Genomic DNA, 26,632 nt, shown 5'->3' with positions numbered 1-26,632 from the left:
CCGTCATCACATTTTCTGAAAATAATAATAATTGAGAAATGATACCTAGTCACATGACATCCAAACGACTTATAAATATTGGCAGTTCTGTGACGCGTAGGTGTCGTCTGAACTATATGTTCATTCTTGGTCAATTGGAGAATGGATGTGATCGTCATATGTATCAATGTATAAACTGCCATTACTTGAACGAACCGCATAAACAATGTCTTTTAAAGACAGCTGCCTTTTTTGAATTTCTTCATATATCCACTGCTCCGTTAATTGGTTTTCATGAAGGTTTTTCAAAATGAGCTTTCCGTCCATAATGACTTCAATGGGCATGTAACGCTCTGCCTGCATCCACAGGTTAAGATCTTTTCGCGTGACATAATCAAATGAAGGGTATTTTTTCACTGACATATGTCCATCTGTTTCAATCATTGCAAATTCAACTTCACTAATGTCAAACACATTCTTTTCTCTGAGCTGTTGATTTAAATAATCTAGTGTATACCTCATTCCTTTCATATTCTCTTCAAGGATTTTGCCATTTTGAATCACAAGCGTTGGTTTACCGGCCATAAATCCTCTCACCTTCCGGCTTCTTAAAGCAAGTAAAGAAATCACATAAATAATGATCACAAGTGTCACAAAAGAAATGGTTGTGTGATGAAGCGGAAGCGTAGTATTAAACGCCAGGTTCGCCGCAATTGAACCTAGACTAATCGCTGCAATGAAATCAAAAATATTCATTTGCGCAATGGTTTGCTTTCCAAGAAGACGGGCACCGCCGAATAAAATAGCAAAAGCAAATATGGTTCGAAGAATGACTTCAATATGATCTGGCATTTCAGCTTCCACCTTTCGATTTCATGAAAAAAAGCCTTTTCTTTAGAAAAGACTCTTTGTTAGACTATGCATTTATTCCGTCATTATTCAAATGGCCCGCTTCCGTTTGCTCAAATTGTGAACGCAGCTCAATGATTGAGCAGTTTCTCACGTTTACTGGATCTTGCTCGAGCAGCCATGTATAAAATCTTGCTTGCTCTGCTGTTTGCAAAGCCTGCATATATTTTTGGGTGGAGCGCTTATCTGCAACACGCTGTTTAATGGATCGCATCTGCTTCCAAAATTGATAATAAGGAAGCTTTAACTTGGTCATAAAGCCACTGTTATCCTCAATGACATAGCCTTCTTCTTTGATTGTGTCATCATGTGATACAGATTGATACCATTTATAGAAAGAGGTCCAATCATGAAACACTGCCACTTGCTGTTTGCACCGCATGCCAAGCTGTTCACTGAGCCTTTTTACTTCAGCAAATGGTTCTTTTTCATAGTTCAGCTGACGCTTCACGATATCAAGTAAAATGAGTTGATCATGATCATATGTGATAATATGCGGGTCTTTCTCTGGCAAAATGACTTCAAATACAAGGGATACATGGTTGTCGCGTACATATGATTTGATGTAATCGACCTGCACATCGTCAAAGGTCGCATAAAATAGCTCTTCGACCCAAGCAGCATGCTGATTTTGCTTCACATGTGACGTATACGATTTGGACGTAAACACCAGCTCATCTTTTATGTCGTTAAACCCAACCGTACCTAAGTATCCATTTGCTTTATCATAGACCGTCACAGGAAATTGAAGATGATTCACTAAATGCTGCATTCTGGTTTCAGGACGTTCATCAATATTAAAAAACTTATTATAACTTCTAGACACAATCTGCTTTGAAGTCATATTGATAAACAACCCTCTTGCTTTGACATTTATTTCATCCCATTGTCTTTCACTAAATGCTTTTTTCGTGAAATTAAAAGATGAAATATCGTGTGGCAGCTTTAATTCCTGTACATATTCATGCTGATCTAAATGGGCTAAAAAATCATCCAGCGTCACATTGGGCTGAACAAAGACCGGTTGCTTGTTTTCAGAAGCTCTGTAGACAGGATTGTCAATTTCATGTGTCTCAATCCCGCCTGCTGTGATTTTTAACACACGCAGCTGTCCGCCAAATTCAACCTGACCTTCGAGATTATAAGATCTTTCCGCCGCTTGGATAGGCAGTCTATATAAATTGCGATGACCATGAATTTGAATGATATCTAATCCAGAAGTGTTTTGGACAAATAAGTGGTCAATGTCATCTGAATATTCACCTACTCCGTGAATAAGCTGCTGCGCTGAGACATGCAGAAGCTCTTCTGGCAAATGGGCAAGCCCACCATGGGTGACAAGAAATGTCTGACCATGATACGTAAAATAGGTGAGCTGATGAAATGTTCTGACAAACTTCCTTAACTCTTTTAGGTCAAAACCTGCTTCCGCAATTTCAGGCGCAGTATGACGGTTAAACATATTACTTCTCACTTTTTCTTCATGTGCATATTTGTAAAGATGCTGATCATGATTTCCTTCAATGACGATCACATTGCGGCATTCTCTATGTGCCAGCATCCATTCTAAAACTTCCTTGTTTTCTATTCCTCTATCAAGCAAATCACCTGCAAAGATATAAAGCTCGTTTTCTTTCAAGTCTCCTTGCAAATAAGTATTTAGAGCTGTGTAACAGCCGTGAATATCACCGAATACATGAATGGCCTCATACTGATCAAAAGACCTGGGCTGATAAGTCATAATGGCTGGATATTCCTCAGGCGTCAAAACGGTTACCCATGAAGGCACCTTCTCTGTCTTTAACCGTTCATTCATTTGATATAACACAGATTCCTTCACTACTTTGTGCGGCTCTCGACCGCGATTTTGCAGCAGGGCTGTTTCAAGAGGCACTTGCGTAAAATCGACGACATACACTCTATAGCGGTATGAAGTAGCTAATGATTTATACTGCGAAATGGACTTACTTGTGACATGTGTTGCATCAATGACAGTAAAGTCTCCTCGTTCCATTCGGGCTGTGAGGAGTTCAAATAATAAAGACCAGACTTTATGATCATGTTTGCTTGAAATTTCCGGTTTCCCATTGACTGATAACTGCGGAGGCTGGGTTAACAGACGGATCTGATCCGCTGATAATGTATATGGTTCTAAGCCTTGTTCTTTGATCCAAGTTGATTTACCTGCACCTGGGAGACCTCGTAAAAGGACTAAAGTTCTCATAATGGTTCTCCTTTAATGAGTGATATTTTACCTATTATAGATAAATTATGGATAAATCTCAATCTTTTATTGATTATGGTAATATATAGATATAAGGAGGGTTACACATGCCTAAAGAAGCGAATACTGCATTCAACATTGGGGATATCGTATTCCAAGCATTTTCTCTTCTATTCATTGCATTGATCGTGACCATCGTTGTCATCGGAATTCGAATGATAAGAAGAAAACAAGTGGAATTGAAGAAAGTCGAGGCTAGATTAAACAAAGTAATTGAAAAAAATCATTTAAAAGAGTAAAAAAATCCGGGAGTTAACCGGATTTTTTTGTTTTCATCACGATTCCTTGTCGCTGCTGCATCAAAAAGAAAAAGACACCTAAAAGGACAAGAAGACCACCGAACATTTGCAGCAGCGTGACTTTCTCTCCAAGCAGTAAAACAGCGAGTATCGTTGCCCCAACAGGTTCGCCTAGAATACTCATTGAAATAGTTGTCGCATTCACATAGGTTAACAGCCAGTTGTTAATGACATGGGACATGGTAGGGATAATGGCGAGCAGTAAGAAAATCCCCCATTCTTTACCCGAATAGCCTACAAAAGGCGTTTGCTGTATAAGGTTAAATAAAATTAAAAAAAAGCCGGCAAAACCAAATACACAAAAACTATAAATCCAATGAGATATCTTTCTCACAGCTTGTTGACCGATTAATAAATAACAAACAACAGCGATTACACTGAAAAAGGATAAAATGTCTCCTATAATGGCGTCTTGGCTATGTCCGATATCCCCCCATCCGATCATGAGCGCACCAACAATCGCCGCACACATTGTGAAAATGGCTGACTTCGTTGTTCGTTCACGAAAAATGAGAAATCCGCCTAATAATGACACCATCGGTTGAAGTGCAATGATGATTGTAGAGCTCGCCACTGTGGTGAGCTTCAATGAGCCGAACCACAAAACAAAATGGAGCCCTAAAAAGAAACCTGACATACATAAGAAAAACCAGTCTCTCCACTTTAACGAGACAAGCTCTTTTTGACGCGGCAGAATAAACGGAAGCATCAAAACCGCCGCAAATATCATTCGATACATACTTAAAATAGCAGCAGGCGCACTTGACCACTTCACAATAATGGCCGAAAACGAAATCGCAATGATTGAGATCACAAGCGGCACCGCAATCGACTTCTTTGGAGCATTTGTCTTCATTTCCATTAGCAGCTTCCTTTACATCAGCAGTAGATGAGCTTCTCATCTTGTATGACGTCATCTTACTATGACTATTCGCCTAGAAGCAAGATGAATTTTAAGAATGTTTACATAAAAAAGGCTTTCTTCACGAAAGCCTCATTCATCATCTATTAATACATAAACAGCCCGCACCGGCCCATGAACACCAACCACTAAATTCATTTCAATATCGGCAGAATTACTTGGACCTGATATAAAATGAATGGCGCCTTTCGTCTGCTCTCCTTCTTCTACTAAGCGATGAAGAGCTGAAGCAGCATGAATCATCCGCGGGACAATTGTGCTTTTTTCAATACATACGATATACATCATCGGTAAAAAATGAAGTGCTCTCCCTTGACCTTGATGGGAGGAAAGAACAACCGTTCCGGATTCTGCAAGTGTGTAATCACTGAATACCACTGCATATTTCGCTTGTTCTGCCTGCCTTATATTTTCTTCTCTTGATGTATCTGCCTTCCAGCTAGTGACTGAGATTCCTTCTTTCCGCAAGGCTTGAAACATAGGATGACATTCATATTGTACAAAACGTCTATCGCTCGAAGTCATCACAGGACCTTCTCCATACTCTTTCATCAATAATCGTAACGTTGAGGGTGCTTCTTTTGGCGTTGTTTCTACCACTCTCGTATGAATTTGCTGACATTGCATCTTCAATTGCTCTACCAATTCTTCTTTCGACAGACCTTCATTTGTTTCCCAATTGACTCGATTCTTCCAAGCCGGACGCCGAATAGATGCAGGCTTGGAGGAGCTTTTGCCTAATTGTTGCTGGATATGTGCTAAAAATGGATCTCGATGAGAAATGGTTCCTTTCATTGCCGCTCCTCCTTTTGTTTCTTTTTAAACCAATCCCGAAACCTTTCTTTGCTTGGCGCTGGGAGGTCACGAATTTCTGTCCAATTCTTTAAAGGACCCGCACCTTTTGAAATCTGTCCGTTTGAAGCCATACGTTTCAAGAGCACAGGGGCTGCTTTTGTTCCAAATCGATACATTCTAGGAGTGGATGCGCCCATTCCGAACATTTTCATTGCCATCATTTCCGCTTTAGGCGCTCTCCCCTCTTTTTCAACGATGGCTTGTCGATGTTTGATTAATAATTCGTGAAGTGGAATTTTCACTGGACAAGCATCTGTACAGGCTGCGCATAAACTTGAGGCGAAAGGAAGCTCTTGGTAGTCGTCATATCCTCCAAGTAGCGGCGAAAGAACAGCGCCAATCGGACCCGGGTAAATTGATCCGTACGAATGACCGCCAACATGCCGGTAAACGGGGCACACATTGATACAGGCTGCACACCGAATACATTGCAAAACTGGCTGAAATTCCGTCCCTAATATATTTGACCGTCCGTTATCCACAATGACCAAATGAAACTCTTCTGGTCCATCGACCTCTCCTTCTCCTTTTGGTCCCACGACAGAGATATAGCTTGTTAACTTTTGACCGACTGCGCTTCTGCACAATAGACCGACAAGAACATCGAGCTCCTCCATCGTTGGTACAAGCCGCTCCATCCCCATGACTGCGATATGTGTCTTTGGAATAGACGTGACAAGATCCGCATTCCCTTCATTCGTCACAAGACAAATCGATCCTGTGTCAGCCACAGCAAAGTTACAGCCCGTCACACCAATATCCGCTTCAAGAAATTTTTCTCGTAACAAAGCTCTTACAAATTTGGTCATTTCTTCAGGAGTCTCTGACATATCATATCCAAGCTTTTCGTGAAAAACTTCCCGTATTTGTTCTTTCGTCATATGAAGGGCTGGTGCCACGATATGTGAAGGTGGTTCATGGTCATCAACTTGAAGAATATATTCTCCAAGATCGCTTTCAACTACCTCGCAGCCAATCTCTTCTAGCGCTTCATTCATTTCAATTTCTTCTGTGACCATTGATTTTGATTTCACGATTTTTTTTGCTGCTTTTTTTTGTGCTACATCTTGGATGTACGCCGATGCCTCTTCCTTTGTTTTTGCAAAAAACACATGACCTCCACGTCTACTCACGCTCTCACTTAATTGATATAAGTAGTCATCAAGATGGGCAAGTGTATGCTGCCTGATGTCCTCTCCAAGTTCCCGCCACTTTTCCCAGTTTCCAAGCTCTTCACTTGCGGTCATCCGCCTTTTATACAGACGCTCCTGTGCCGAGGAAACAGCTCCTCTCATCACAGCGTCTTCTAATCCTTCGCCGATCCGCTCTTTAAAAGCCTTCTCTCCAATTTTCATACTCATGTGCCGTTCCCCCTCTTAGCTTCAGCGGCTATTCAACACTTCTGCGATATGCATCACTTTAACTGGCTTATGAAGACGATTCAGCCTTCCTCCGATATTGAGCAGACATCCACAGTCAGCACCGATGATATATTCAGCGCCTGCCTCCTCTATGCTTTGTACTTTTTCATCGACCATCTGCTCAGAAATGGGTGTCATTTTGATTGAAAAAGTTCCTCCAAATCCGCAGCAATTTTCAGCGCGAGGCAATGGTTCCATCACCAAATCTTTGACATTTGACAACAGTGTGAAAGGCGCTTCCTTAATTCTAAGCAGTCTCGTCATATGGCAGGAGGTATGATAGGTGGCTTTTCCTTTCAAACTCGCTCCTACATCTGTTACATGTAATATATCAACAATAAATTCCGTTAATTCATATGTTTTCGCAGCAAGTGCCTGAGCACGGGCGAACCACGCTCGGTCTTCTTTAAAAAGGTGCGGATATTCTAAAAACATGGCCTTACAAGAACCTGATGGTGTGACGACATATTCAGCTGATTCAAAGGCTTTCATCATATTTTTGGCCGCTTTGATTGTTTCTTTTGTATAGCCGCTGTTAAAGGCGGGCTGCCCGCAGCACACTTGTGCCTCAGGGAATTCCACTTCAACACCGAGCCGCTCTAACACCTCGACAGTCGCCTTTCCTACATGTGGCTGCATCGTATCAATGATACAGGTGACAAATAAACTGACTCTCATCGGCGAACTTCCTTTCTTTTGCTGCACCTTGATTTATATCTGGTCATCTGATGACTAAATAATGGACCTTCATTTCATTTTAATCCCAAATTTCTGAAATTTCAACGAACGGATTTGTTTAAAATTTGGATATTGTGCTTGTGAAGGTACATGAAAAAAACGCCCTTTTTACAGGGCGTTTGAGAACATTCATGTTTTTATTTCTTCATACTACCGAAGGAAGTGTCGTCTTTCACACAAACCGCCTTCACTTCTTGATTTTCTTTATGTGATGAATTCGTTTTTCAAAAGAAGGATGACTTTCACGCCATTCAGATTTTCTTCCGTCATCTCCATCTTCTTCAATCAAATGACTTAATTTTATCAAAGTATTGAGATATAGAGTTTGATTCTCAAGATGGTGAACAGCAAAGCGATCCGCCTGAATCTCAAATAACCGACTCATTTTCTTTGGCAGCCACTCCGTCATAAATATCATGATCAATATCCCTGCTGGGAACAACAAAATATATTGCCACCAACCATTGGAAAGCATCACCTGTCTGGCATTATACATACTGATTCCCATAAGTAAGGTGACAATCACAGTGAGGTAAATGGTGAAATGCGCATGTTTTAATTTCACATGTCCCATTTCATGGAATAAGATCGCACGAATTTCCTCTGTATCAAACTTATCTAATAACCCTTCCGTCACATATAGATTGACTTTTCTTCTAAATGGAAGTTGAAATGAATATATCCAGGCATTCACATCATGTCGTGAGTCTTTTTTTACCCATATTTTTACCTTTTGGTTCGTTTGATGCTCAATATCTGTGCAAATATTTATGAATTCGTCCGTCCGTAAGACTTCATACTTATTTATCATTTTTTGAATGAATGAGTAACCCATAATAAATAAGATGACTAGGGCGAAATACCAAGCACAAAATAGAAAAAGATGATCCATAACCTTCGCTTGAAACGCCAAAGGCATGGCTAAATAAGAGCCGAAATATATCAAGGATAATGTGATAGCACCAAATAAAACGGCTTGCTCCCTAACGTTTAGGAAGAATGAATTTCCTAAAGTGTCATCATTTTCTCCTAATACATCAAAAGAATCTTTTGTCACGTACTCAAATGAATAAGCTGTCAATAAGACTGACAGGAAACTAGGCACAAGTATAGAGAAAATCATACTCAATACATAAGATCCTGTAACTGATAGCACGTATCCCATTAAAAAATAATAATTTAATCCCAAGGGAAGAAAAATGGCTAGAACAAAGGGAATGAATAATGTGAATAGGTTTTTCATCGATTCATGAAGGTTAAAAAGGAAAAATAAAAAAGCGGGCAAAAGAATTCCCATTAAAGTCATGAATGTAACAAATGTGATGCTATACTTAAAGTTTGTGTTGATCTTAGTTGTTTCTGTTAGATTTGTTAGATTGTATGTAGAAAAGAAGGGATTTTGCGTTACCTGTTCCATCATGATCGTCTCATCATGGATAGGTACAAAACCTTTTCTTAGAAAAACCAATGCCTTATCATTCATTATTTTGTCTGTTTCAATCATACTGATTCCATTCGCAGATGGGATCTGTGTGAGATTTATGTTCTTTCCACTTAATTGAAGGGATGCTTCTGAAGGGCCATTGAAAGAACCGTCTTGATAGGTTAATAAAACGTCACCCTGATATAGCGAATGAGCGACGAATACTTTTGGGTTGCTTTCTTCGTTCGAATCAAGTAAAACAAATGGTGAAACAACGGCTGAACGAAAACCGAGTTCAATCATAATGACGATGATTGTGATCATACTGGCAGTCAAATAAGAGAGGAAGGCTTTGCGTAACATGTCATCACATCCTGCTGTTTAATAGGATTAAAACAAAATGAATATCTTGAATAATGTATTTCATAATAAAGTAAGCGTCATTCATTTGCTGGAATCATCTCATAAAATTCTAACATCTACATACAAGAATATGTACGACAAAATGGACATTACACCTATTTTTTCAAAATAACGGATCAACAAGGATAGAAAAAACGCCCTTTTACAGGGCGTTTTTAATTGTTTAGTTTGATATCATTTCTCGTATTCTATCTTCAATAGGTGTTAAAGAACGGCCTAATAGTTTTTCGAAATCATGGCTTTCGACTGCTAATGCCCCATCGCGAATTCCGCTTTGCATCGCTTTGACAAATGGAACAGCTTCTTTCGGTACACCATTTGACGCTAAAAATTCTCCAAATGTATCTACATCCATGTGTTCTACTTTGATTTCTTTCCCGCTCACGTTGCTAACCATTTGTGCAAGTTCAGTGTGTGTGCGAAGCGGTCCTGACAATTCATAGATTTCCTGATCATGTGCCGGCATTGTTAACGCATTTGCTGCTGCTTCTGCATAGTCATCTCTTGTTGCCCAGCCGACTTTACCTTCACCAATCGGACTGATAAACGGCGCTCCGTTGACTGATGCCAGAATCGTATCTTTTTCATTTTCCACATACCAATTGTTTCTTAAAAAAACATGGGGGATGCCAGAGGCCAAAATCGCTTCTTCTGTTTTTGCATGGTCATGTGCTAGGTTAAGCTGACTTTCCCTTGCATTGGCAACACTTGTATAAGCAATAAATGACACATTCGCTGCTTTCGCTGCTTCGATGGCATTTAGATGCTGCTTCACTCGTTCTCCATCCCCAGACGAAATGATCAAAAGACGGTCAATCCCTTGAAACGCTGATTGAAGTGTATCCGGCTGTGTGAAGTCTCCTTTGCGCACATCCACCCCAGCTTCCTTCAAATGTACTGCTTTTTGTGGATCTCGAACACTGACCGCAATTTGTTCAGCTGGTACTTTTGCGAGCAAATGTTTGACGACGAGCGATCCAAGTTGTCCTGTTGCACCTGTCACTAATAATGTCATTGATTTGACCTCCTCATTTTTCGTTCAACGGTGATGTTTCATGTATGAAGCAGCTGGTTTCTTACATCAGATCATCCGTTATAATCAAAACGGTTACAACGAAGGGGTAAAAAAAGCTCTATGTATGAGCTTTTTCTACTCTGCCTCGATTAATAATTGCTTAATTGTCACTTGTTTAAGGTGATGCTCAAGTGCGGACTGTGCTTCTTTAAGTTCTTGCCGCAGTCTCGTATCCATGGCTTGACCAATTGGACATGCAATGACTGGTTGATGAAAGTTAAATAACTCTTCATCTGCGCTTACATCCACAGCCCGGTACACATCTAGTAGAGTAATGTCCTCTGCCGGCCTTTTTAAGGAAGCACCGCCAACTCCTCGGCGAATCTCAATGAGATCCGCCTTTTTGAGCATAGCCATCATTTTTCTGATAATGACTGGATTTGAATTGACACTTTCTGCAATAAAATCCCCTGTGCACTCTTTTGAAACACCCGCAATAAAAGACAAGATATGAACAGCAATGGTATACCTGCTGCTAATTTGTTTCACATTCCTTCACCACCGTTGTAATCAATATAGTTACAATGAATGGATTTGTCAATCAATAAACGGATTTTTCTTTCTTTCCCAATCTTCAAATGTCATCATCTCATGATGTTTTGCTGCATCAATTTCTAGCGGTGCAATACATTCAAGCAGATTCCCATCGGGATCAAGAAAATAAATGGCGGCATGAAATTGTGGTGGATTATCAAGTACTAAAGGCTGTTGCTCTTCCGAAAAGCCAAACATCGGATGTATGCTGATCCCTTTTTCTATCAGCCATTCTTTGATCTGGTCAATGCTGGATGTTTCTATTTGGAAGGCCACATGTCGCGTCGCTGGGTGATATGGAACAGTGGACATATCAACCTTCCAAAGGCCGAGCCAGCTCTTTCCTTTCTCAATCCATAAAAAGGCCACTCGTTCATTTTCATGAGCAAGCGTTAATTCCAATTTTTCAAAAAAAGAAATGGATGCCTTCAAATCACTCACAGGTAAATGTGCTTCATACAAGCCTTTCATCATCATTTCAATCACTCCTTTACTATCTTCTATTGTGCAGGAATTGAAAACATTCTTCCTCAGCAAAACGATGTATTTCAACCAAGCCATTGGATTGAGATGGTGAAATGTTTGATCCATTGCATATGGGGGAAGGTGTTCAAATAAAAGAAAGGAGCGTTCAATATGCCTTGGACAATGGAAGATTATCCAGCTTCATTCCAATCACTAGACAAAGTCATTCGAAAAAAAGCACTTGAGATTGCCAACAAAATGGTGCAGGAAGGCTATGAAGAAGGTAGAGCGATTCCAATTGCGATCAATCAAGCAAAAGAGTGGAAAAAGAATGCGACGGAAAAAGAAATGGAGGACTTTCACTCTCATGGTTCTGTGACTCCTTCTAAGAAAAGCAGCTCTGCACGACCTGAGCTCATGGATCATGCGCAGCATGTCGTGAAACATGATGAAGGCTGGGCGGTTCAAACTGAAAAAGCGAAGCGTGCAAGTGAGGTAAAAGAAACGAAACAGGAAGCCATCGACCGCGCGAAAGAGATTTCATCTAAAAAAGGAACAGCAGTTGTCATCCACCGAACAGACGGGACGATTCAGGATGTGGTGAAGCCAAAATAAGACCGCCCTTTGGCGAGCGGTCTTTTCTTTATGCATTCTTTTCTTTTTTAGCGGGTGCTTTTCTTTTCTTAGGTGCTGCTTTTTTCGTTTTTTCTGGTTTTGATCGATCGATAGAAGCCTGCAAAGCGGCCATCAAATCGGTGACATTGGATGAAGCCTCTTTTTTACCTGTCGTTGCTGGTTGAACGGTATGTTCTCCAGAGATTTTGTCTCCAATTACATTCATCAGCTGCTCTCTGTATTCATCGCGATAAGCGGCTGGATCGAATGTGGTGGTCAGCTGCTCAATTAAAAGGAGTGCCGTATCTAACTCTTTCTTCACGATGTTTTCCTCTTGCGGGATATTTGGGACGTCTGACACTTGCCTAATTTCGTCAGGGAAATGAATGGTTTCCATTAGTAAAATATGTTCGTAGCACCTAACAATCGCTAATTGCTCCTTTGAGCGAATCATGATCTTGGCTACACCGATTTTCCCTGATTCTTGCAACGCTTTTCTTAATAATGAATAAGCCTTTGCTCCGCCAGTATCTGGAGATAGAAAATAACTTCTTTCATAATAGATGGGATCGATTTCTTCTATCTTCACAAAATCAATAATTTCGACGGCTTTTTCTTCATTTTCTTTTCTCAGCCTTTCGAGTTCTTCCTCATCCAATTCAATGAATTTATTTTTGGCGTACTCGTACGCTTTTACAATTTGCTCTGGCGCTACCTCCTCGCCGCAGTTAGCACAAACCTTTTTGTAGTTAATCGGCGTATGGCATTCTTTATGAAGCTGTCTTAATTTAATATCTTTGTTTTCTGTAGCGGTAAACAGCTTGACTGGAATATTCACCAGTCCGAAGCTAATGCCACCCTTCCACACTGTATGCATCGTAACGCCTCCGTTCTTTTCTCCTTACTATGTAATGTTTTCATCAGAGTTATGTATGTTTATGAAAATTTCATCCCACTCTAAGAACACATGATGTAAGGAAGTGAAAAACACAATGAAACCGATGCGTTTAACGTCTGCACATGATATTCCTGTTGGAGCAGACTGGCTGTATGAATTAAAATATGACGGCTTCAGGGTCATTCTTATTTGGGAAAAAGACACCATCCATTTAGTGAGCAGAGCCGGAAAGCGATTAAATGAACAATTCCCTGAAGTCATTGATCAGTGCCAGCAACTAACAAAGCAGCTTGCACCTTTTTTACCGCTGACCCTAGATGGAGAATTGGTCTTTTTACTGAGTGAACAAGAAAGCGACTTTACAAAGGTTCAGCAAAGAGGCCGCCTGAAAAACACAGAAACCATTCAACGCCAGGCTAAGCGGTTTCCATGTCATTTGATTGCATTTGATCTATTGAGATTTAAAGGGAAATCCCTCGTTGATTTACCGCTGATTGAAAGAAAAGCTGAGCTGCATGAGGTGTTCCAAGAAGCAAATCTTCCTCCCTCCGTTCAGCTGAATCACCCCTCTCTTCTTCAAATCATCCAAACCGATAGCAGCCCTGATGACATGAAAAAAATCATGCTGACCTATTTAGCGGAAGGATTAGTTGCTAAAAAGAAGATGAGTAAATGGCAGGAGCATACCCGCTCGAAAGAATGGCTCAAAATCAAAAATTGGCGGTATGTATCTGTCATCGTGACTCGTTTTGATAAAGACAATGGCTATTTTCAAGGATGCCTTTATCAAGAAACGAATCTCATAGAGGTTGTCCAATTTAAGCATGGTTTTTCTAAAGAAGAAGAACAAACCCTGCGCACCTTATTTCTAACCAAAGGTCAAATGACTGGAGCATCACATTATGAAATCCCACCATCCATTGTCGCAAAGATTGCCTGTATCTCTTTTGATGGATCAGCCTTACGAGAGCCCCGGTTTTCTTCGTTTTTATTCGATGCAGACCCATCAACGTGTACCTTTCAACACATGCTCAAACAGCTTTATCCGCTCCCAGCTATGATTGACGTCACCCACCCAGAGAAACCGGTTGTACCTGCCCTTCATATCACAAAGGCAGATTACTTACTTTATTTGAGGCAAGCCGCTCCCTATTTATTACCCTTTTTACGTGAAAGACGTCTTACGTTAATACGCTTTCCTCATGGCACTGGTGGAGAATCTTTTTATCAAAAGGCAACGCCCGATTATGCGCCTGATTTTGTTGAGACAGATCAAGCGCACGATATTACTTACACAATCTGTAATGATCCTGACACGTTGCTTTGGCTTGGTAACCAGCTGGCGATGGAGTTTCATATTCCTTTTGAAACGCGAGATACAGATCGGCCTGTAGAAATTGTATTTGATTTAGATCCGCCTTCTGTTAAAGAGTTTCACCTAGCAATAGAAGCAGCCAAACGAATCAAGGTCATTTTAGACGGACTCTTTCTCACCGCATTTATTAAAACAAGTGGTGGGAAAGGGCTGCAAGTTTATATCCCATTGAAGAAAAATGCCTTCACATATGAACAAACTAGACAATTCACTGCGTTCATCTGCCAATTTTTATGTGAACAAGCACCCGAGCTGTTTACGCTAGAGCGTCTAAAGAAAAACCGCGGCAACCGTTTATATTTAGACTACCTTCAACATGATGCTGGAAAAACAATCATCGCCCCGTATTCCCCGAGAGGAAACGAGCTCGGACTTGTTGCAACACCGATCGAATGGGAAGAATTAAACAGCGAAGAATGTCACCCTTCTTTATTTACGATGCCGGCTGTTATGAAACGTCTAAAGGAAAAAGGCGACCCATTCCGGCAAATGAGGCACCATGTGAATGATGATTCTTTTCGACAAGTTTTATATCAGCTGCAGGACATGTTACCAGCTCATAAAATGGACATAAGCGGTCATTAAGCGTTACACTTATTCATTAGAGAGAAAGAAAGGGATGACCATTTTGACCGCACACTCAATACGAAACATTGCCCTGATGTTCTTATGTCTTACCGCAGGAATAGTGGATGTTATCGGCTATTTAAGCCTAGGGCATGTGTTTACAGCAAATATGACGGGAAATATTGTACTGCTTGGCATTGCAGCAGGCAGTTCATTGCAGTTAACCGCTCTTCATTCCATCACGGCACTTAGTGGATTTGTTCTAGGTGTTTTACTAGCTGTTGTCATAGGTGGAAAACAAGAAAAAACATTTTGGCCAAAAGCCGTTACACGCATCTTTATCATAGAAGTCATCATCTTGCTTCTATTTGCTCTTATGACCATTTTTCCTTATACGCAAGGTGCTTATTTTATGCTGATTATCCTTTTAAGTATGGCGATGGGCATGCAAACGGCGGCCGCACGCAAATTAAATGTCGCTGGCATTTCTACAACAGTTTTAACGAGTACACTTGCTAACTTATTTGAAGATTTGGCGCAGCGCTTATCAAATCGGGAAAAAAGAAAAGCCCCTATTCAACATGTGAGCTTGCTGCGAATCGGTTCTATTGTCTTTTACTGCCTAGGAGCTGCTTTAGCTGCGTATACAGATGCTTACGATCCGTTTATCATCATTTGGCTGCCTATTTGCATCCTAGGGGTTATTGTGATCACAGCTACATTTAAGCACTTTCACCAATTGAAATAGCCAATCTTAGATGGCTATTTCAATCACTGTGATGAAACATTAATAACTTCTTACATAAAAACCAGGAGGACGCCCCATAATGAATGTGGAGCCATATGGAGAATATCCAGAAAACGTCCCGAACCCCCCATATCCAGGGTAACCTCCTAAGCCCGAGAACACGCCAGGGCTCACATAATACCCGCCAAAGCCAATATGAGGTCCCACTGCTCCGCCGCTAAAACCGCCGCCATGAAAGCCTCCATACACCCGTGAATCCATACAATCACCTGCCTTCAACTTACACCTCATCTCATCATATGCGTGACAAATGGAGCGGTGTTCCCTCTTTTGTAACAATTTCTATGTACAATAGACCAATTTGATGAAATTTGAATGAAAAGTCCTGCAAAAAATTAAATTAAGCAAAGAAAGGTGACCTTTTTAACTTGTTGCTCTGCCCCATGTTTATTTAGAATAATGGAGCAGGTAACAAATTTGCACACCCCCTTTGTTGCGAATTCTTCTTATTAAACGTTCTTGCAGCGTTTAATAAGAAGAGCCTATTTTCAGCCATATAAAAAACCCTTGCTGATGATTCTCAACAAGGGCGAGGATATGATTGGGTGATTAACCACCAATGATTTTTTCTGCTACTTCGAAAGAACCCGCTACATTTTCAGTTAAAACAGCCGCAGCGACCGCTAAACCTACAACGAATAATACTTTTAATCCTGTTTTCATCTTATATCAACCCCATTCTTTTCATATGTAAATCCGCTTCTAAACTTTTATTCAAGTAAAAAACAGACTGCTCATAAAGTGCTTGCTTTTCACAATACTTTCCAGCAAAGTGAGAAAGCTCTTTCACTTCATGATATTCATTCTTTTCTTCTAACTTTCTTAATTTCTCATTAATTTGCTGAAATCTTTGTGGCACATTCGTTAAGTAAAGATCATGTACGATGCCTATTTTGAGCTGAAACACTTCATGAGTAGCTTCTTTCATTCGGGCATATGCAGCCTCTATATACTGACTTGCACGCTGCTTTTCACCAATCACACAGAGTTCCCGGCTGATCAGATACGTAGAATGGAAAAAGAAATCTGAATCATAATACTCTTGATGAGACAATGCTTTTTCAAGATGTCGTATAGATTCTTTCGGTTTATTCCAAAATGAATATAAAATGGCCACATTATGGTGGTGCTGAGCCAGCATAAAATCATCCTGTTCGCTAGTCAACACCTCTTCCGCTAAACGATAATTCTCAAGCGCTTCTTCGTACCTGCCAATCTCTGTAAGGTTGGCTGCAATAAGAGAATATGAAAGTGCAGTTCTTCTTTCATATTGCTTGTGACGTTTATAGACGTGTAGAGCCCTACGAATATAACTTAATGAAAGCATAATATGACTCAGGCGATAGTAAAGCCACGCGACCTTAAAATCGAAATCAGCGCGTTCGATTTCACTTGGAATTTTATCTAAGAGCTTTTCCGCACTTTGATACATCTGTAATGCAACCTCATAATTCCCCTGATGCTGTTCATACACACCCTCATAAAAATCAAAATAATAAGCAAGGCGATTAGACAAATCATCATCTTTTTTCCCATAATGGCCTTCTATACTTTTCGTTGAAACATTGCCCTTTTGCCCTCTTAAATTGTACATCAGAATATGATGCCTTTTCTCTAGAAGAGAATAATACATGAGGATGTCAGCATCATCAATTTCCTCTACTGCCTGTTTCGCTTTAGCAAATAGCCGTTCTGCCTCATCTGCATGATCTTTTTTGATTTCCATGTTCCAGTCATTTAATAGTGATGCCAATTCCGCCACAGGAACTTTGCTCATTCTACACCCCCAATCACCTTCAGCTACACCACATGATTTCACTAAATATGGAACTTCTATTAGCAATTGCTAATTCGTCCATTTGACATCATTTTAATATGAATCACTTGAATCTTCAATAACCGATTCCTTTGTTATTGCGTTTCTTTCTCCTAGTCAATGATGTATACACTAAAAATTCCGTCTTTTTTCTACTAAAGGACACGGTTGAATTGAAAAAAAGCCCTTATTGGGCTTTTTGGATTTATTCCAATCTGATAATGGTTAATGCCGCTCCAACAGATCCCCCGCCAAGTAATACTACGGTTGCGACTAAACCGAATATTTGAAGAGAAATTTGATTCCCTGCTGCAAGTGTTGTAATGAGAGATACATTGTAGGTAGATGTAGATAAAGCAGGTGTTAAAATAGACCCTGCTATGGGTGTTCCGTTGTTAATCACCCTTGTTCCTGCCAGAAGTGCAGCGCTTGTATTTACTTGATACGTGATAAAATACCGCCCTGAAACAGGTACAGTAAACACCGTATTACCACCACTTACGGTAAATCCATCTAAACTTTGGTTATTAGGCAGCGTCACTGCCGTTCCGCCTAAAACAACCAGCACCGTACTTCCCGACGTATTGGATGCGTACATCGAGTTAGTTGTTAAACTAGTACCGGTTGGACCTGTGTCACCTGTTGCTCCGGTTGAGCCAGTTACTCCCGTTGGACCTGTGGCTCCCGTTGGGCCAGTTACTCCGGTTGAACCCGTGGCTCCTGTTGCCCCGGTTACTCCGGTTGAACCCGTGGCTCCCGTTGGACCAGTTACTCCTGTTGAGCCGGTTGGACCGGTTACTCCCGTTGAACCCGTGGCTCCCGTTGGACCCGTCGAGCCGGTTGCGCCAGTTACTCCCGTTGGACCTGTGGCTCCAGTCGGGCCAGTTACTCCCGTTGGACCTGTGGCTCCAGTCGGGCCAGTTACTCCTGTTGAACCTGTGGCTCCCGTTGGGCCGGTTACTCCTGTTGAACCTGTGGCTCCCGTTGGGCCGGTTACTCCTGTTGAACCCGTGACTCCCGTTGAGCCAGTTACTCCTGTTGAACCTGTGGCTCCCGTTGGGCCAGTTACTCCTGTTGAACCTGTGGCTCCCGTTGGGCCAGTTACTCCGGTTGAACCCGTGGCTCCCGTTGGACCTGTGGCTCCAGTCGGGCCAGTTACTCCTGTTGAACCTGTGGCTCCCGTTGGGCCAGTTACTCCTGTTGGACCCGTCGAGCCGGTTGCGCCGGTTACTCCTGTTGAACCAGTTACTCCTGTTGAACCTGTGGCTCCCGTTGGGCCAGTTACTCCTGTTGAACCTGTGGCTCCCGTTGGGCCAGTTACTCCAGTTGAACCCGTGGCTCCCGTTGGACCAGTTACTCCTGTTGAGCCAGTTACTCCCGTTGGACCAGTGGCTCCAGTTGCACCGGTCGCGCCAGTTACTCCCGTTGGACCAGTGGCTCCAGTTGCACCGGTCGCGCCAGTTACTCCCGTTGGACCAGTGGCTCCAGTTGCACCGGTCGCGCCAGTTACTCCCGTTGGACCAGTGGCTCCAGTTGCACCGGTCGCGCCAGTTACTCCCGTTGGACCAGTGGCTCCAGTTGCACCGGTCGCGCCAGTTACTCCCGTTGGACCAGTGGCTCCAGTCGGGCCGGTTATTCCTCCACACATATTAAGTTGGGCGCACATGTCTCTCACTACTTTCAAACTGTGGAATCTTCAAGACATACACACTAATACTGATAATTGAGAGAAAACGAAACGACAATACTTCCAGTCGAGGTTCCACCAGTAGCTAAAATCCCAATCGAGTTCAGATCACTGAGCGTAATGGATCGACTCTCTCCTGGCGGTACCGTGAAATCAGGAACTGCTGTACCGTTTACCTCTAAAGCCACAGTAGGTGCTACAGCCACAATCCCATTGTTTTCCACCATGATGGTTCCGTTTATGACATAAGGTGTTCCATCTGTCCAGACGACAACTGCATCAGCTGCTGCTGCTAAATCAAGTGTGAAGCATACTGCATCATTTACAAAGCCCGCTTGTTCATTACTACATCCGCCTAAAATAGCCATTTTAACCCTCCTTCAACCTAGTCTTGATAGACTATGATCCATTGATATTGGATGATTGTGCGATTATCACAGCTTCAAAGCTTTATTTTTCTTCTTTGCACCATGTTGATTTGCATGTCTAATCGTGCTTGCACATTTTCAGTTGATGGAGATTTCAAGATAAATTTCACATCTTTCACAGTAATCGCACGACTTTCTCCTTTTTGGACAAGAAGATCATAACAAAATGTACCAGTTTGAATCCTAATTGCGACTGGTACATCCTGATGATCTTGATGATGCAACACAACAGTTGCCGTATTGAGAAATTTTGTTCCATTCCGCCATACTTCCACCGAACTGGGCGTTGTGGAAAAACAAAGAAAGATGTGGTGAGATTCTATGTTTTTTAAAATAAGCGCATCATATACAGGAAGCTCTACTTCAATGATTCCACATAAAAAAGAAAGATCTACAAGAATTTTCGAACTGGATCGATACAAAACTTTTTGACAGCATGTTGATCTATTGCAGCACGGTACAAGAAGTTCCAACACCACACAATTCTGCTTTTCATTGATAGAGCTCAAAGAAAAATAGCAAGTCTTAAACACACTTCTTTCAAAAAACACCCATGAGTAAAAAGGTTCCCCATCTTCCATGGTGAGCAAAAAGGGAGAACTCATCGAACGTTTGTGAGTAAAGCCTTCTAATTTTGTTTGATTGTTTATCTCTTTTAGTTTACTCATCAACAGGTTTGTCACTTACAATCAGCCCAATTCCATGCTGTATACATAACTATATGGTCTTTTATCATATGTGCCTTTGACTATTTTGTGCGATTGAATTAGATGATGAGCATAGCTTTTCATTTTTCAAGTTTCTTTATATAATATGAACAAGAACTTCCGTGCCTCAGTAGCTCTAGAAGGGAAGAGCGCCGTAAAACAATTGTAGCTAGCGGGTCGCAAGGCAAGGGTTTCAGAAGCACCGAAAAGCAAATGAGCTGAGACAGGTGAAACTCCTGTCGGTGAAATTCCGTAGGGAAGCGTGTTGCCCCCTAGCCTATGCTTACGAAAGGAGTGCGGGTTCGAATCCCGTCTGAGGCTTGATGAATATGGAGGATGAAAACAATGCAGGTTTTTGAAGAATATGTAAGCAATATCGGTCATCCAGAGCTGAAACAGCGCATGCAAGACATCTTACAATGGATTTCAGACACATTCCCTCAATTAGAGCCAAGAATTGCTTGGAATCAGCCCATGTTCACAGATCATGGCACATTTATTATCGGATTTAGCGTCGCAAAACACCACATTTCTGTCGCACCAGAAGGAAAAGGGATTGATCACTTTTCAGCAGATATTGTACAAGCTGGTTATGACCATGGAAAAAAGATGTTTCGGATGAAGGAAAGCTTACCGATTGACTATCCTCTGTTAAAAAAAATCATCGAATTTAACATTGAAGACAAAGCAGATTGTTCCACATTTTGGCGAAAATAATAAACACCCCGATCTGATTTCATAACAGATTGGGGTGTTTTTTCATGGACTTACATATTATTTGGTTCTCTCTCCTGTCCATTTCTGCTCCACCCATTCATAGCCTGACAGAAGCAGTCTAACGCCCTTTTGTGATAGCGGCCAATAAACCGTCTAAGAATTAACCAATTTGTTTCTATCTTATCCACAAGGCTCTCCTGACTGTTTGTTCTTTATCTTTGACTCTTTTAGATGGCATGCACTGTTTTTGACACTCTGACCGTACTTATTTTTAAAAGTCCAAGTGCATTTTGCAATGAAATAACGTCATCAAAACTGCTATAATAGAACATAAGTTTCTATTTTATCAAAAAGGGATGACTTAAAATGATTAAAACGGTAGAAGGCAACATCTTAGAGGCAAAAGAAGACATCATCTGTCATCAGGTGAACTGTAAGGGTGTCATGGGAGCAGGATTAGCAAAGCAAATCAAAAGCAAATACCCAAATGTGTATAAAGACTATAAACGTTTATGCGCAGAACAAGGAGATGATTTATTAAGCTCCGTCCAGTTCATCACAACGAGCGACGGAAAAACCATTGCCAACTTATTCGCCCAAGTTGGATACGGAAGAAAAACAAAACAAACAGATGACGACGCATTACGCAGCTGCTTTGAACATCTAAAACAGACAGTGACAAATCTAAATGAAGAGAATCCCCTTCATTCTATCGCCATTCCTTATGGGATCGGCTGCGGCTTGGCAGGTGGCGATTGGACGATTGTTCAAGAGATGATAGAAGAGGTCCTTGGTGAGTGTGAAGTGACGGTTTATCGGTTTAAATAGGTAAAATGAGAAATTCTGATGAATTACAAAAACCCTCCTTCATTTATTTGGAGGGTCATTTGCTATTTTCTATTTTCTTCTTTATTTTTCAAATAATCTAGCACAGCTTCTTTATCTTCCTCATCTTCAGGTAGAAATCCGAACGTTTCGTATTCCCAAACAGCTATTCTTTGATCACCATCAATACCTAATGAGAAAATATCTTCATACCCATATTCAATCGAGAATTTACCTGAATGCTCCATCTCAAGCGTGAGATTAGTCCATGAACCATAATTATTTTTTTCATAAAATGTTTTTAACTGTCTAAATAATCGTGTTAATTCAACTAAAAAATCCATATATATTGATCTACTGATATTAAATAATTTAGGTATATTGTGCCCGTAAATAAACTCCTTATCCCCCTTTTTTCTAAAGTAAAAAGTTATTTCTGCTTCGTGTTTGACCACTTCCGTATACATTCGTATTTTTTCCCATTCAACTGGAATGTTATCATGAATAAGTTCAGCTATTTTTTGATAGATAGAATCTATTGTTATGTTTTCCATATTATTCACCCTCCGATTTTATTTTCAATAATTAGATACTTTTCTTTTCCTTCTATGCTATAAAACACACCAAACTCAGAGGGTCTAATTGAATCATTTAAATATTTCGGCTCAATTATAACTTCTACACGCTTTGGGGGATCAGATGCTAATGCTTTTCTCCATTTCTGTTCCATCTCATACCATTTCCCGCCACTACGATTAATCTGCGAATTCATCGGCACCAGATTATCAATATCACCAGAACCTTTGAAAATAGTCGCAATTAAATGACCACCATCATCATCCAGCAATCGATCCGGCTTTCCTGAATTGGATTGAGCATATTGGTTTCTTTTCATCTCTCCATATTTTAAATCACTTGCTTCGACTTTGACAATGCGGCCATAGTGATCTGTTGTGTAGGTGTAACCTTGTTTGGTTGAATAGACAACATTAGGCTTTAGCACTTTTTTACGTTTCCATCTCACATAATGATCTCCGTAACTGACAACGGTCGGTGGTGATTTGGGTGCTGGTAATCTTCTGCCTGTCTGAGAGATACCGTATCCTGAGTTGTTGTCTAGACGCTTTGCCATGGAGAGGAGTTTATTTTTGAGGTTTTCTCCGTCAAACACGTTATAAGGGAGTTTCCCTCCACCTGCTAGTTGAAACTTTGGTGAATATGGCATTAGATTCGGAATAGAGACTCTATCTAATGATTTTGCTCCTTGTTCAAGGCTTTTCTTCACTGTTGTTTTGGCCGCTGTTGTCCCTGTTTTTGTGATGGCTCCTGCCCCTTTAGAACCAAAGACAATTTCTGCAAGAGAACCAGTCGCATAGGCGAACCAGTGTGACCGTGAATACGCGTCACCATTTATGACTTCTTTTTGGAATGAGTCTGAAATCGATTTTCCAATCGCTTTCGATGTTTCAATTGGATGTGAAACAGCCGTTACGACCGATTCAACGGCACCTCCAGGATCTGTCACAAGATCGTAGATACCAACTACTGTATCTTTTGCTACATCATATAGACCCACTGCAGCACCTTTTACACTATCAACGAATACCTCCGATGCTTCTTCCTGTGCTTTGATTTGGAGAAGCTGGCTGTAATACATTTTTTGATCATATGTGAGATTCTCATAACCGATCTCATCTACAATCTCAAAGTACTTCGTTTCTGATAGACACGAAGGATCATTGAGCTTTTCTTTCAATTCTTTGATTCTTCGTTTTTCTTTTTCTTCTTTTTTCACCTTTAAATAGGCTTTCACCTGTGCATCGATTTTATCATGGTTCTTGTACACATCTGTCTCATGAAATGCTTTTGCATCATAATACATTGGCTGAGCATTCTTTCCTTTTCCAGTAGCAGCCATCATCTTTGCATAAAAAGTGTTGAGGTGGTTCTCAACCGCTTCTGACTTTGCGTATTCCGTTTTTAAATCATTGTCTATTTGATGTAAAACTTCAATGGTCTCTTTTCTTTTTTTGTTCGCATCGTCTAAATGTTCATTGACCTCTTTACTTGAAAATGTATGTAATTCAATTAAATCACTGATATCGTCAAAAATAGTGGAAAGTGTCTCTTTTTGTTCTTTGACCATATCTTTATTGTTCTGAATGCCTTGCTTCAATTGAGCATCTAGGAAGTGCTCATCAATAAATGTACTCCCGCCTAATGATTCATCATCCAGCTTTCCTTTCACTCCATCTAAAAAAGCTTTCTGCATATCGATAAAATCAAGATAAGTGTCTGTGTACAGCGCAAGATCCTCATAAAAAGATTTGATATTGTCTGCACCTTTTCCAGTAAATTCATCACCTAATCCCGACACACTTTTTAATGCTTTTTTCACAATTTTCATTTCTTCTTGAAGCTCATGATAGGCCTTTGATCTCTGTTCTACAGCTGATAGTAAAGATGGAGCATCTAATATTTTCATATAAAAAAGACTCCTTTATGGCATATTCTTTTACTAGAATACCATAAGGAGTCTTACACTTTAATCCACTTTATCGTTTTTTAACCAATTTTGAAGGGTTTGAACATACTCATTGAATGAGATGCTGTTATCAATAGGAATTAATAAGGAATCCTAATAAGGAATCCTAATAAGGAGAAGGGCTTCACTCTTCTCTTATCTATCTCCATATACAAAGCTATATTCTGTAACTAAATCATCTCCCCAACTATCGCTAAAACTTATTGAAGCTGGGCCAACACTAATCGAAATACCATTTATCGTTGCATAAGTGTGATGATATTTTGTGATAATATTTGCAGGATCTCCTTTTTTAGACGTTGGAACGAGTACATCTCTATCCATTGTTATAAATTGAGTATCTCCATAGCCAGGTGAAAGAATAACTCCATGACCATAATTTTTGTATGAGTCTGTATCAGCTGATAGTTGTTTATCTTCTGTTACATGTGTGAGGCCACCTTTACCGTCGGCAACGGCCTTTTGTTGCTGCCAATACCCCTCAAAAGTACCTGATAAAGGGACTGCAGATGTATCCCAAGCTACTGCAAACGCATCTTTTTTATGGTTAACAGGCTTTTTAAACCATTCGGCATAAGAATGATATTGATATTTATAATTAGTTCCAGATGTACCTTTATAAAAAACTTGTTGAGAAATAAGCAGTTTGCTATTTGTTGCCGGATCGGTTGGCGGTAAAGATGATAAGGTATGTATTTTATCAGATTCTCCTAAATCACCATTATCTTTCAACCCTACATCTTCGTATGAAATACTTTTTCCTGTGAGCTTTTTATACTTCTTTATGTCCTCTAATTTTGTTTTTGCAATCCGCTTTTCATTCTCAGAATTATATTCAATTCGTTCTCCATCTAGTGAATTATAATATGTAGTAGACTTGACAACTTCAAGTTTGACTGAATGTTCTTGGCTTGTATTATTTTTAGTTTCCTTACTTTTTGCACTTGAAATACCCCCAAACATTGTCAATGAGAATACGAAAGCTAGTAAAATGAGTATGAACCTGATTTTCATCCCAAACACCTCCGCCCACACACTACCATATAAAGAAAAACCAGTAAATATCTCAAGTATGGTTTTTATTATTATAAGAAAATACAAAGATTAGAATGAACCAAAAAGACAATACTTCAAACAGTCCACTGTTGTATATTTTTGAAAAAGGTAAAATCAAAGTAAAATATGTTAAAATGATGGCTCCTAACAACATGTATAATGTGCTTTTCATATACATCCCCCCAACAATTTTTTCTCAACGATATCATATTTTTTAAGACCTTTCAAAAATGATTTAGCAAAGTTGCTCTTATAGTCTACACTTCGGTAGACAGTACTCAAATAGATTACTTTCACGTTCAAATTCCATCACAACTTCATCAAATTATGATAGCAATCATTAAGACACTTATTAATATTTTGCATCTCAAATCACTTGGGGTTGTAATGCCACCCTGTAATATTCTGTTTACCATTCATTTATTTTCACACCTACATGTGAAGAAAGAACTTTCTCCACACCTTACTCCAAGTAGACACAAAGCTAAGAAAGGTGAAACTATACTCCAATAAATAATAAAAGAAAAACCCTATTATAAGGGTTTTTCTTTTTTGGAATCGTACTCTTTAATAATATCAATTGGATCAATCGCATCATCATCTTGTGTATATTCCTCTACATAAGGAGTAATTAATTTCTCAAACTGCTTTTCATCATCCACTAGAGCAATACAAGTTTCATACCCTTCAAAATCAGATGGGTATAAATTTGCAACAGCACTGCCGTTTTTTAAAGCCTGATCTATCGCATTTTTTAATTCCAATAGACCCTTCCTGTTTCCTAAAATCAATGCTTCTCTGTGATGAGTTTCTTGAGCATATATATTACACATCTCTAAAACATCATCATCCTCCACTTGAATAGACATATAAAAGCACCTCCGAAGTTAAATTTAGTTCATTATATAATTCTTAATGTCAACATGCCAAAGAGCCATGACCTCAAACGTCTGATCCAAATAGTGATTGCGGACACCGCAAACAAAAATAGCTCAAACTACTTAACTGTACTTTGCTCCTTTTTATATTTCATTACTTTTATAATTCTATAAACTATTACAGCAACATAGCACACAACTAAGGTAATCAGATATTCAAAAGGAAAATCTCTTTGTACACCTTGATAAAGAAAAATTGCCAAAAGGACTGTAAACAAAACTATTTGAAAAACTTCTTTTTTTATCATCCAAATCCCCCGATATACTTTCACTTACGTTTTATACTTTTAATTACGTTATGTTACCGTGAAATTATAAAACAA

The 26,632-nt window shown here is 40.1% G+C and carries 25 protein-coding genes and 1 pseudogene; 6 read left to right on the top strand and 20 right to left on the bottom strand.

Going from position 1 to position 26,632, the window contains the following annotated elements; all coding sequences use genetic code 11:
- Positions 1-120: 120 nt before the first annotated feature.
- Together NSQ52_RS08865 and NSQ52_RS08860 are read right to left on the bottom strand one after the other, a co-directional pair.
- Positions 121-831 carry a DUF421 domain-containing protein gene (locus NSQ52_RS08865; RefSeq protein ID WP_017359590.1) on the bottom strand — a complete coding sequence of 237 codons (711 nt, stop codon included), beginning with the start codon at positions 829-831 and terminating at the stop codon, positions 121-123.
- Between the two features lie 64 nt (positions 832-895).
- Complete coding sequence (locus tag NSQ52_RS08860) at positions 896-3,112, bottom strand: RNA ligase (RefSeq protein WP_342474070.1); 2,217 nt, start codon at positions 3,110-3,112, stop codon at positions 896-898.
- A 107-nt stretch (positions 3,113-3,219) separates the two neighbouring features.
- Here NSQ52_RS08860 and NSQ52_RS08855 point away from each other — a divergent pair, with 107 nt between their 5' ends.
- Positions 3,220-3,411, top strand: a complete 192-nt coding sequence (locus NSQ52_RS08855) for a hypothetical protein (RefSeq protein ID WP_342474069.1) — start codon at positions 3,220-3,222, stop codon at positions 3,409-3,411.
- A 13-nt stretch (positions 3,412-3,424) separates the two neighbouring features.
- Here the strand turns inward: NSQ52_RS08855 and NSQ52_RS08850 are convergent, their stop codons facing one another.
- The 8 genes from NSQ52_RS08850 to NSQ52_RS08815 all read right to left on the bottom strand — a co-directional run bounded on the left by NSQ52_RS08850 (position 3,425) and on the right by NSQ52_RS08815 (position 11,339).
- Positions 3,425-4,333, bottom strand: a complete 909-nt coding sequence (locus NSQ52_RS08850) for a DMT family transporter (RefSeq protein WP_327862040.1) — start codon at positions 4,331-4,333, stop codon at positions 3,425-3,427.
- A 132-nt stretch (positions 4,334-4,465) separates the two neighbouring features.
- Positions 4,466-5,188, bottom strand: coding sequence for a lactate utilization protein C (locus tag NSQ52_RS08845; protein WP_342474068.1), 723 nt, complete (start codon positions 5,186-5,188; stop codon positions 4,466-4,468).
- Positions 5,185-6,609: a LutB/LldF family L-lactate oxidation iron-sulfur protein gene (locus tag NSQ52_RS08840; protein WP_039167696.1), complete on the bottom strand. Its 1,425-nt coding sequence runs from the start codon at positions 6,607-6,609 to the stop codon at positions 5,185-5,187. Before NSQ52_RS08840 ends, NSQ52_RS08845 begins: the two co-directional genes overlap by 4 nt.
- A gap of 21 nt (positions 6,610-6,630) precedes the next feature.
- Positions 6,631-7,347, bottom strand: coding sequence for a (Fe-S)-binding protein (locus NSQ52_RS08835; protein WP_041092692.1), 717 nt, complete (start codon positions 7,345-7,347; stop codon positions 6,631-6,633).
- A gap of 247 nt (positions 7,348-7,594) precedes the next feature.
- The gene (locus NSQ52_RS08830) at positions 7,595-8,911 is read right to left on the bottom strand and encodes a M48 family metalloprotease (protein WP_342474067.1); all 1,317 of its coding nucleotides are present in this window, start codon (positions 8,909-8,911) and stop codon (positions 7,595-7,597) included.
- A 505-nt stretch (positions 8,912-9,416) separates the two neighbouring features.
- Positions 9,417-10,268, bottom strand: a complete 852-nt coding sequence (locus tag NSQ52_RS08825; protein WP_342474066.1) for an SDR family oxidoreductase — start codon at positions 10,266-10,268, stop codon at positions 9,417-9,419.
- Between the two features lie 135 nt (positions 10,269-10,403).
- Positions 10,404-10,817, bottom strand: a complete 414-nt coding sequence (locus NSQ52_RS08820; protein ID WP_008343943.1) for an Rrf2 family transcriptional regulator — start codon at positions 10,815-10,817, stop codon at positions 10,404-10,406.
- A gap of 48 nt (positions 10,818-10,865) precedes the next feature.
- Complete coding sequence (locus NSQ52_RS08815) at positions 10,866-11,339, bottom strand: VOC family protein (RefSeq protein WP_342474065.1); 474 nt, start codon at positions 11,337-11,339, stop codon at positions 10,866-10,868.
- 159 nt (positions 11,340-11,498) lie between these two features.
- Here NSQ52_RS08815 and NSQ52_RS08810 point away from each other — a divergent pair, with 159 nt between their 5' ends.
- On the top strand, positions 11,499-11,942 hold the full coding sequence (locus tag NSQ52_RS08810; protein ID WP_007499382.1) for a DUF2188 domain-containing protein: 444 nt from the start codon (positions 11,499-11,501) through the stop codon (positions 11,940-11,942).
- Positions 11,943-11,970: 28 nt separating this feature from the next.
- On the opposite strand, the gene NSQ52_RS08805 is transcribed toward NSQ52_RS08810, so the two are convergent.
- Positions 11,971-12,819: a Ku protein gene (locus tag NSQ52_RS08805; protein WP_007499384.1), complete on the bottom strand. Its 849-nt coding sequence runs from the start codon at positions 12,817-12,819 to the stop codon at positions 11,971-11,973.
- 115 nt (positions 12,820-12,934) lie between these two features.
- Between NSQ52_RS08805 and NSQ52_RS08800 the strand changes: the two genes are divergently transcribed.
- Positions 12,935-14,800 (top strand): DNA ligase D, encoded by a 1,866-nt coding sequence (locus NSQ52_RS08800; protein WP_342474064.1) that lies wholly within the window; start codon positions 12,935-12,937, stop codon positions 14,798-14,800.
- Positions 14,801-14,834: 34 nt separating this feature from the next.
- Positions 14,835-15,530, top strand: coding sequence for a YoaK family protein (locus NSQ52_RS08795; protein WP_008343947.1), 696 nt, complete (start codon positions 14,835-14,837; stop codon positions 15,528-15,530).
- A gap of 39 nt (positions 15,531-15,569) precedes the next feature.
- Here NSQ52_RS08795 and NSQ52_RS08790 read toward each other — a convergent pair whose 3' ends face one another.
- From NSQ52_RS08790 to NSQ52_RS08770, 5 genes and pseudogenes are all read right to left on the bottom strand, one after another.
- Complete coding sequence (locus tag NSQ52_RS08790; protein ID WP_024719106.1) at positions 15,570-15,791, bottom strand: hypothetical protein; 222 nt, start codon at positions 15,789-15,791, stop codon at positions 15,570-15,572.
- Positions 15,792-16,254: 463 nt separating this feature from the next.
- Complete coding sequence (locus NSQ52_RS08785; protein WP_342474063.1) at positions 16,255-17,367, bottom strand: tetratricopeptide repeat protein; 1,113 nt, start codon at positions 17,365-17,367, stop codon at positions 16,255-16,257.
- Positions 17,368-17,611: 244 nt separating this feature from the next.
- Positions 17,612-19,045, bottom strand: a pseudogene (locus NSQ52_RS08780) (hypothetical protein); the annotation flags it as partial.
- 71 nt (positions 19,046-19,116) lie between these two features.
- The gene (locus tag NSQ52_RS08775; RefSeq protein WP_008343952.1) at positions 19,117-19,461 is read right to left on the bottom strand and encodes an S-Ena type endospore appendage; all 345 of its coding nucleotides are present in this window, start codon (positions 19,459-19,461) and stop codon (positions 19,117-19,119) included.
- A 74-nt stretch (positions 19,462-19,535) separates the two neighbouring features.
- Positions 19,536-20,189, bottom strand: coding sequence for a CotZ-related putative spore coat protein (locus tag NSQ52_RS08770; RefSeq protein ID WP_342474062.1), 654 nt, complete (start codon positions 20,187-20,189; stop codon positions 19,536-19,538).
- Positions 20,190-20,573: 384 nt separating this feature from the next.
- Here NSQ52_RS08770 and NSQ52_RS08765 point away from each other — a divergent pair, with 384 nt between their 5' ends.
- Positions 20,574-20,945, top strand: a complete 372-nt coding sequence (locus NSQ52_RS08765) for an iron chaperone (protein WP_008343954.1) — start codon at positions 20,574-20,576, stop codon at positions 20,943-20,945.
- A gap of 366 nt (positions 20,946-21,311) precedes the next feature.
- Complete coding sequence (locus NSQ52_RS08760) at positions 21,312-21,773, top strand: macro domain-containing protein (protein WP_342474061.1); 462 nt, start codon at positions 21,312-21,314, stop codon at positions 21,771-21,773.
- A 62-nt stretch (positions 21,774-21,835) separates the two neighbouring features.
- Here NSQ52_RS08760 and NSQ52_RS08755 read toward each other — a convergent pair whose 3' ends face one another.
- From NSQ52_RS08755 to NSQ52_RS08740, 4 genes are all read right to left on the bottom strand, one after another.
- Entirely contained in the window at positions 21,836-22,324 is a 489-nt protein-coding gene (locus tag NSQ52_RS08755; protein WP_144665464.1) for an immunity protein YezG family protein, read from the bottom strand.
- Between the two features lie 5 nt (positions 22,325-22,329).
- Positions 22,330-24,255, bottom strand: coding sequence for a T7SS effector LXG polymorphic toxin (locus NSQ52_RS08750; RefSeq protein WP_342474060.1), 1,926 nt, complete (start codon positions 24,253-24,255; stop codon positions 22,330-22,332).
- Positions 24,256-24,450: 195 nt separating this feature from the next.
- Positions 24,451-25,329, bottom strand: a complete 879-nt coding sequence (locus tag NSQ52_RS08745) for a hypothetical protein (RefSeq protein WP_178896747.1) — start codon at positions 25,327-25,329, stop codon at positions 24,451-24,453.
- A gap of 575 nt (positions 25,330-25,904) precedes the next feature.
- Positions 25,905-26,240: a hypothetical protein gene (locus NSQ52_RS08740; protein ID WP_268363704.1), complete on the bottom strand. Its 336-nt coding sequence runs from the start codon at positions 26,238-26,240 to the stop codon at positions 25,905-25,907.
- Between the last annotated feature and the right edge of the window lie 392 nt (positions 26,241-26,632).

The organism is Bacillus sp. FSL W8-1141 (genome assembly GCF_038593205.1).
Taxonomy (GTDB): domain Bacteria; phylum Bacillota; class Bacilli; order Bacillales; family Bacillaceae; genus Bacillus; species Bacillus altitudinis.
The sequence above is the reverse complement of the archived record's forward strand: the minus strand, read 5'-3'. Positions and strand labels throughout refer to the sequence as shown.

Excerpts from the sequence above, each read along its gene's own strand:
- NSQ52_RS08775 (WP_008343952.1), bottom strand. The coding sequence starts at position 19,461 with ATGGCTATTTTAGGCGGATGTAGTAATGAACAAGCGGGCTTTGTAAAT.
- NSQ52_RS08750 (WP_342474060.1), bottom strand. The coding sequence starts at position 24,255 with ATGAAAATATTAGATGCTCCATCTTTACTATCAGCTGTAGAACAGAGA.
- NSQ52_RS08805 (WP_007499384.1), bottom strand. The coding sequence starts at position 12,819 with ATGCATACAGTGTGGAAGGGTGGCATTAGCTTCGGACTGGTGAATATT.
- NSQ52_RS08745 (WP_178896747.1), bottom strand. The coding sequence starts at position 25,329 with ATGAAAATCAGGTTCATACTCATTTTACTAGCTTTCGTATTCTCATTG.
- NSQ52_RS08795 (WP_008343947.1), top strand. The coding sequence starts at position 14,835 with ATGACCATTTTGACCGCACACTCAATACGAAACATTGCCCTGATGTTC.
- NSQ52_RS08785 (WP_342474063.1), bottom strand. The coding sequence starts at position 17,367 with ATGAGCAAAGTTCCTGTGGCGGAATTGGCATCACTATTAAATGACTGG.
- NSQ52_RS08790 (WP_024719106.1), bottom strand. The coding sequence starts at position 15,791 with ATGGATTCACGGGTGTATGGAGGCTTTCATGGCGGCGGTTTTAGCGGC.
- NSQ52_RS08850 (WP_327862040.1), bottom strand. The coding sequence starts at position 4,333 with ATGGAAATGAAGACAAATGCTCCAAAGAAGTCGATTGCGGTGCCGCTT.
- NSQ52_RS08865 (WP_017359590.1), bottom strand. The coding sequence starts at position 831 with ATGCCAGATCATATTGAAGTCATTCTTCGAACCATATTTGCTTTTGCT.
- NSQ52_RS08815 (WP_342474065.1), bottom strand. The coding sequence starts at position 11,339 with ATGATGATGAAAGGCTTGTATGAAGCACATTTACCTGTGAGTGATTTG.
- NSQ52_RS08760 (WP_342474061.1), top strand. The coding sequence starts at position 21,312 with ATGATTAAAACGGTAGAAGGCAACATCTTAGAGGCAAAAGAAGACATC.
- NSQ52_RS08800 (WP_342474064.1), top strand. The coding sequence starts at position 12,935 with ATGAAACCGATGCGTTTAACGTCTGCACATGATATTCCTGTTGGAGCA.
- NSQ52_RS08855 (WP_342474069.1), top strand. The coding sequence starts at position 3,220 with ATGCCTAAAGAAGCGAATACTGCATTCAACATTGGGGATATCGTATTC.
- NSQ52_RS08810 (WP_007499382.1), top strand. The coding sequence starts at position 11,499 with ATGCCTTGGACAATGGAAGATTATCCAGCTTCATTCCAATCACTAGAC.
- NSQ52_RS08860 (WP_342474070.1), bottom strand. The coding sequence starts at position 3,112 with ATGAGAACTTTAGTCCTTTTACGAGGTCTCCCAGGTGCAGGTAAATCA.
- NSQ52_RS08755 (WP_144665464.1), bottom strand. The coding sequence starts at position 22,324 with ATGGAAAACATAACAATAGATTCTATCTATCAAAAAATAGCTGAACTT.
- NSQ52_RS08830 (WP_342474067.1), bottom strand. The coding sequence starts at position 8,911 with ATGATTGAAACAGACAAAATAATGAATGATAAGGCATTGGTTTTTCTA.
- NSQ52_RS08825 (WP_342474066.1), bottom strand. The coding sequence starts at position 10,268 with ATGACATTATTAGTGACAGGTGCAACAGGACAACTTGGATCGCTCGTC.
- NSQ52_RS08770 (WP_342474062.1), bottom strand. The coding sequence starts at position 20,189 with ATGAGTAAACTAAAAGAGATAAACAATCAAACAAAATTAGAAGGCTTT.
- NSQ52_RS08840 (WP_039167696.1), bottom strand. The coding sequence starts at position 6,609 with ATGAGTATGAAAATTGGAGAGAAGGCTTTTAAAGAGCGGATCGGCGAA.
- NSQ52_RS08740 (WP_268363704.1), bottom strand. The coding sequence starts at position 26,240 with ATGTCTATTCAAGTGGAGGATGATGATGTTTTAGAGATGTGTAATATA.
- NSQ52_RS08845 (WP_342474068.1), bottom strand. The coding sequence starts at position 5,188 with ATGAAAGGAACCATTTCTCATCGAGATCCATTTTTAGCACATATCCAG.
- NSQ52_RS08835 (WP_041092692.1), bottom strand. The coding sequence starts at position 7,347 with ATGAGAGTCAGTTTATTTGTCACCTGTATCATTGATACGATGCAGCCA.
- NSQ52_RS08765 (WP_008343954.1), top strand. The coding sequence starts at position 20,574 with ATGCAGGTTTTTGAAGAATATGTAAGCAATATCGGTCATCCAGAGCTG.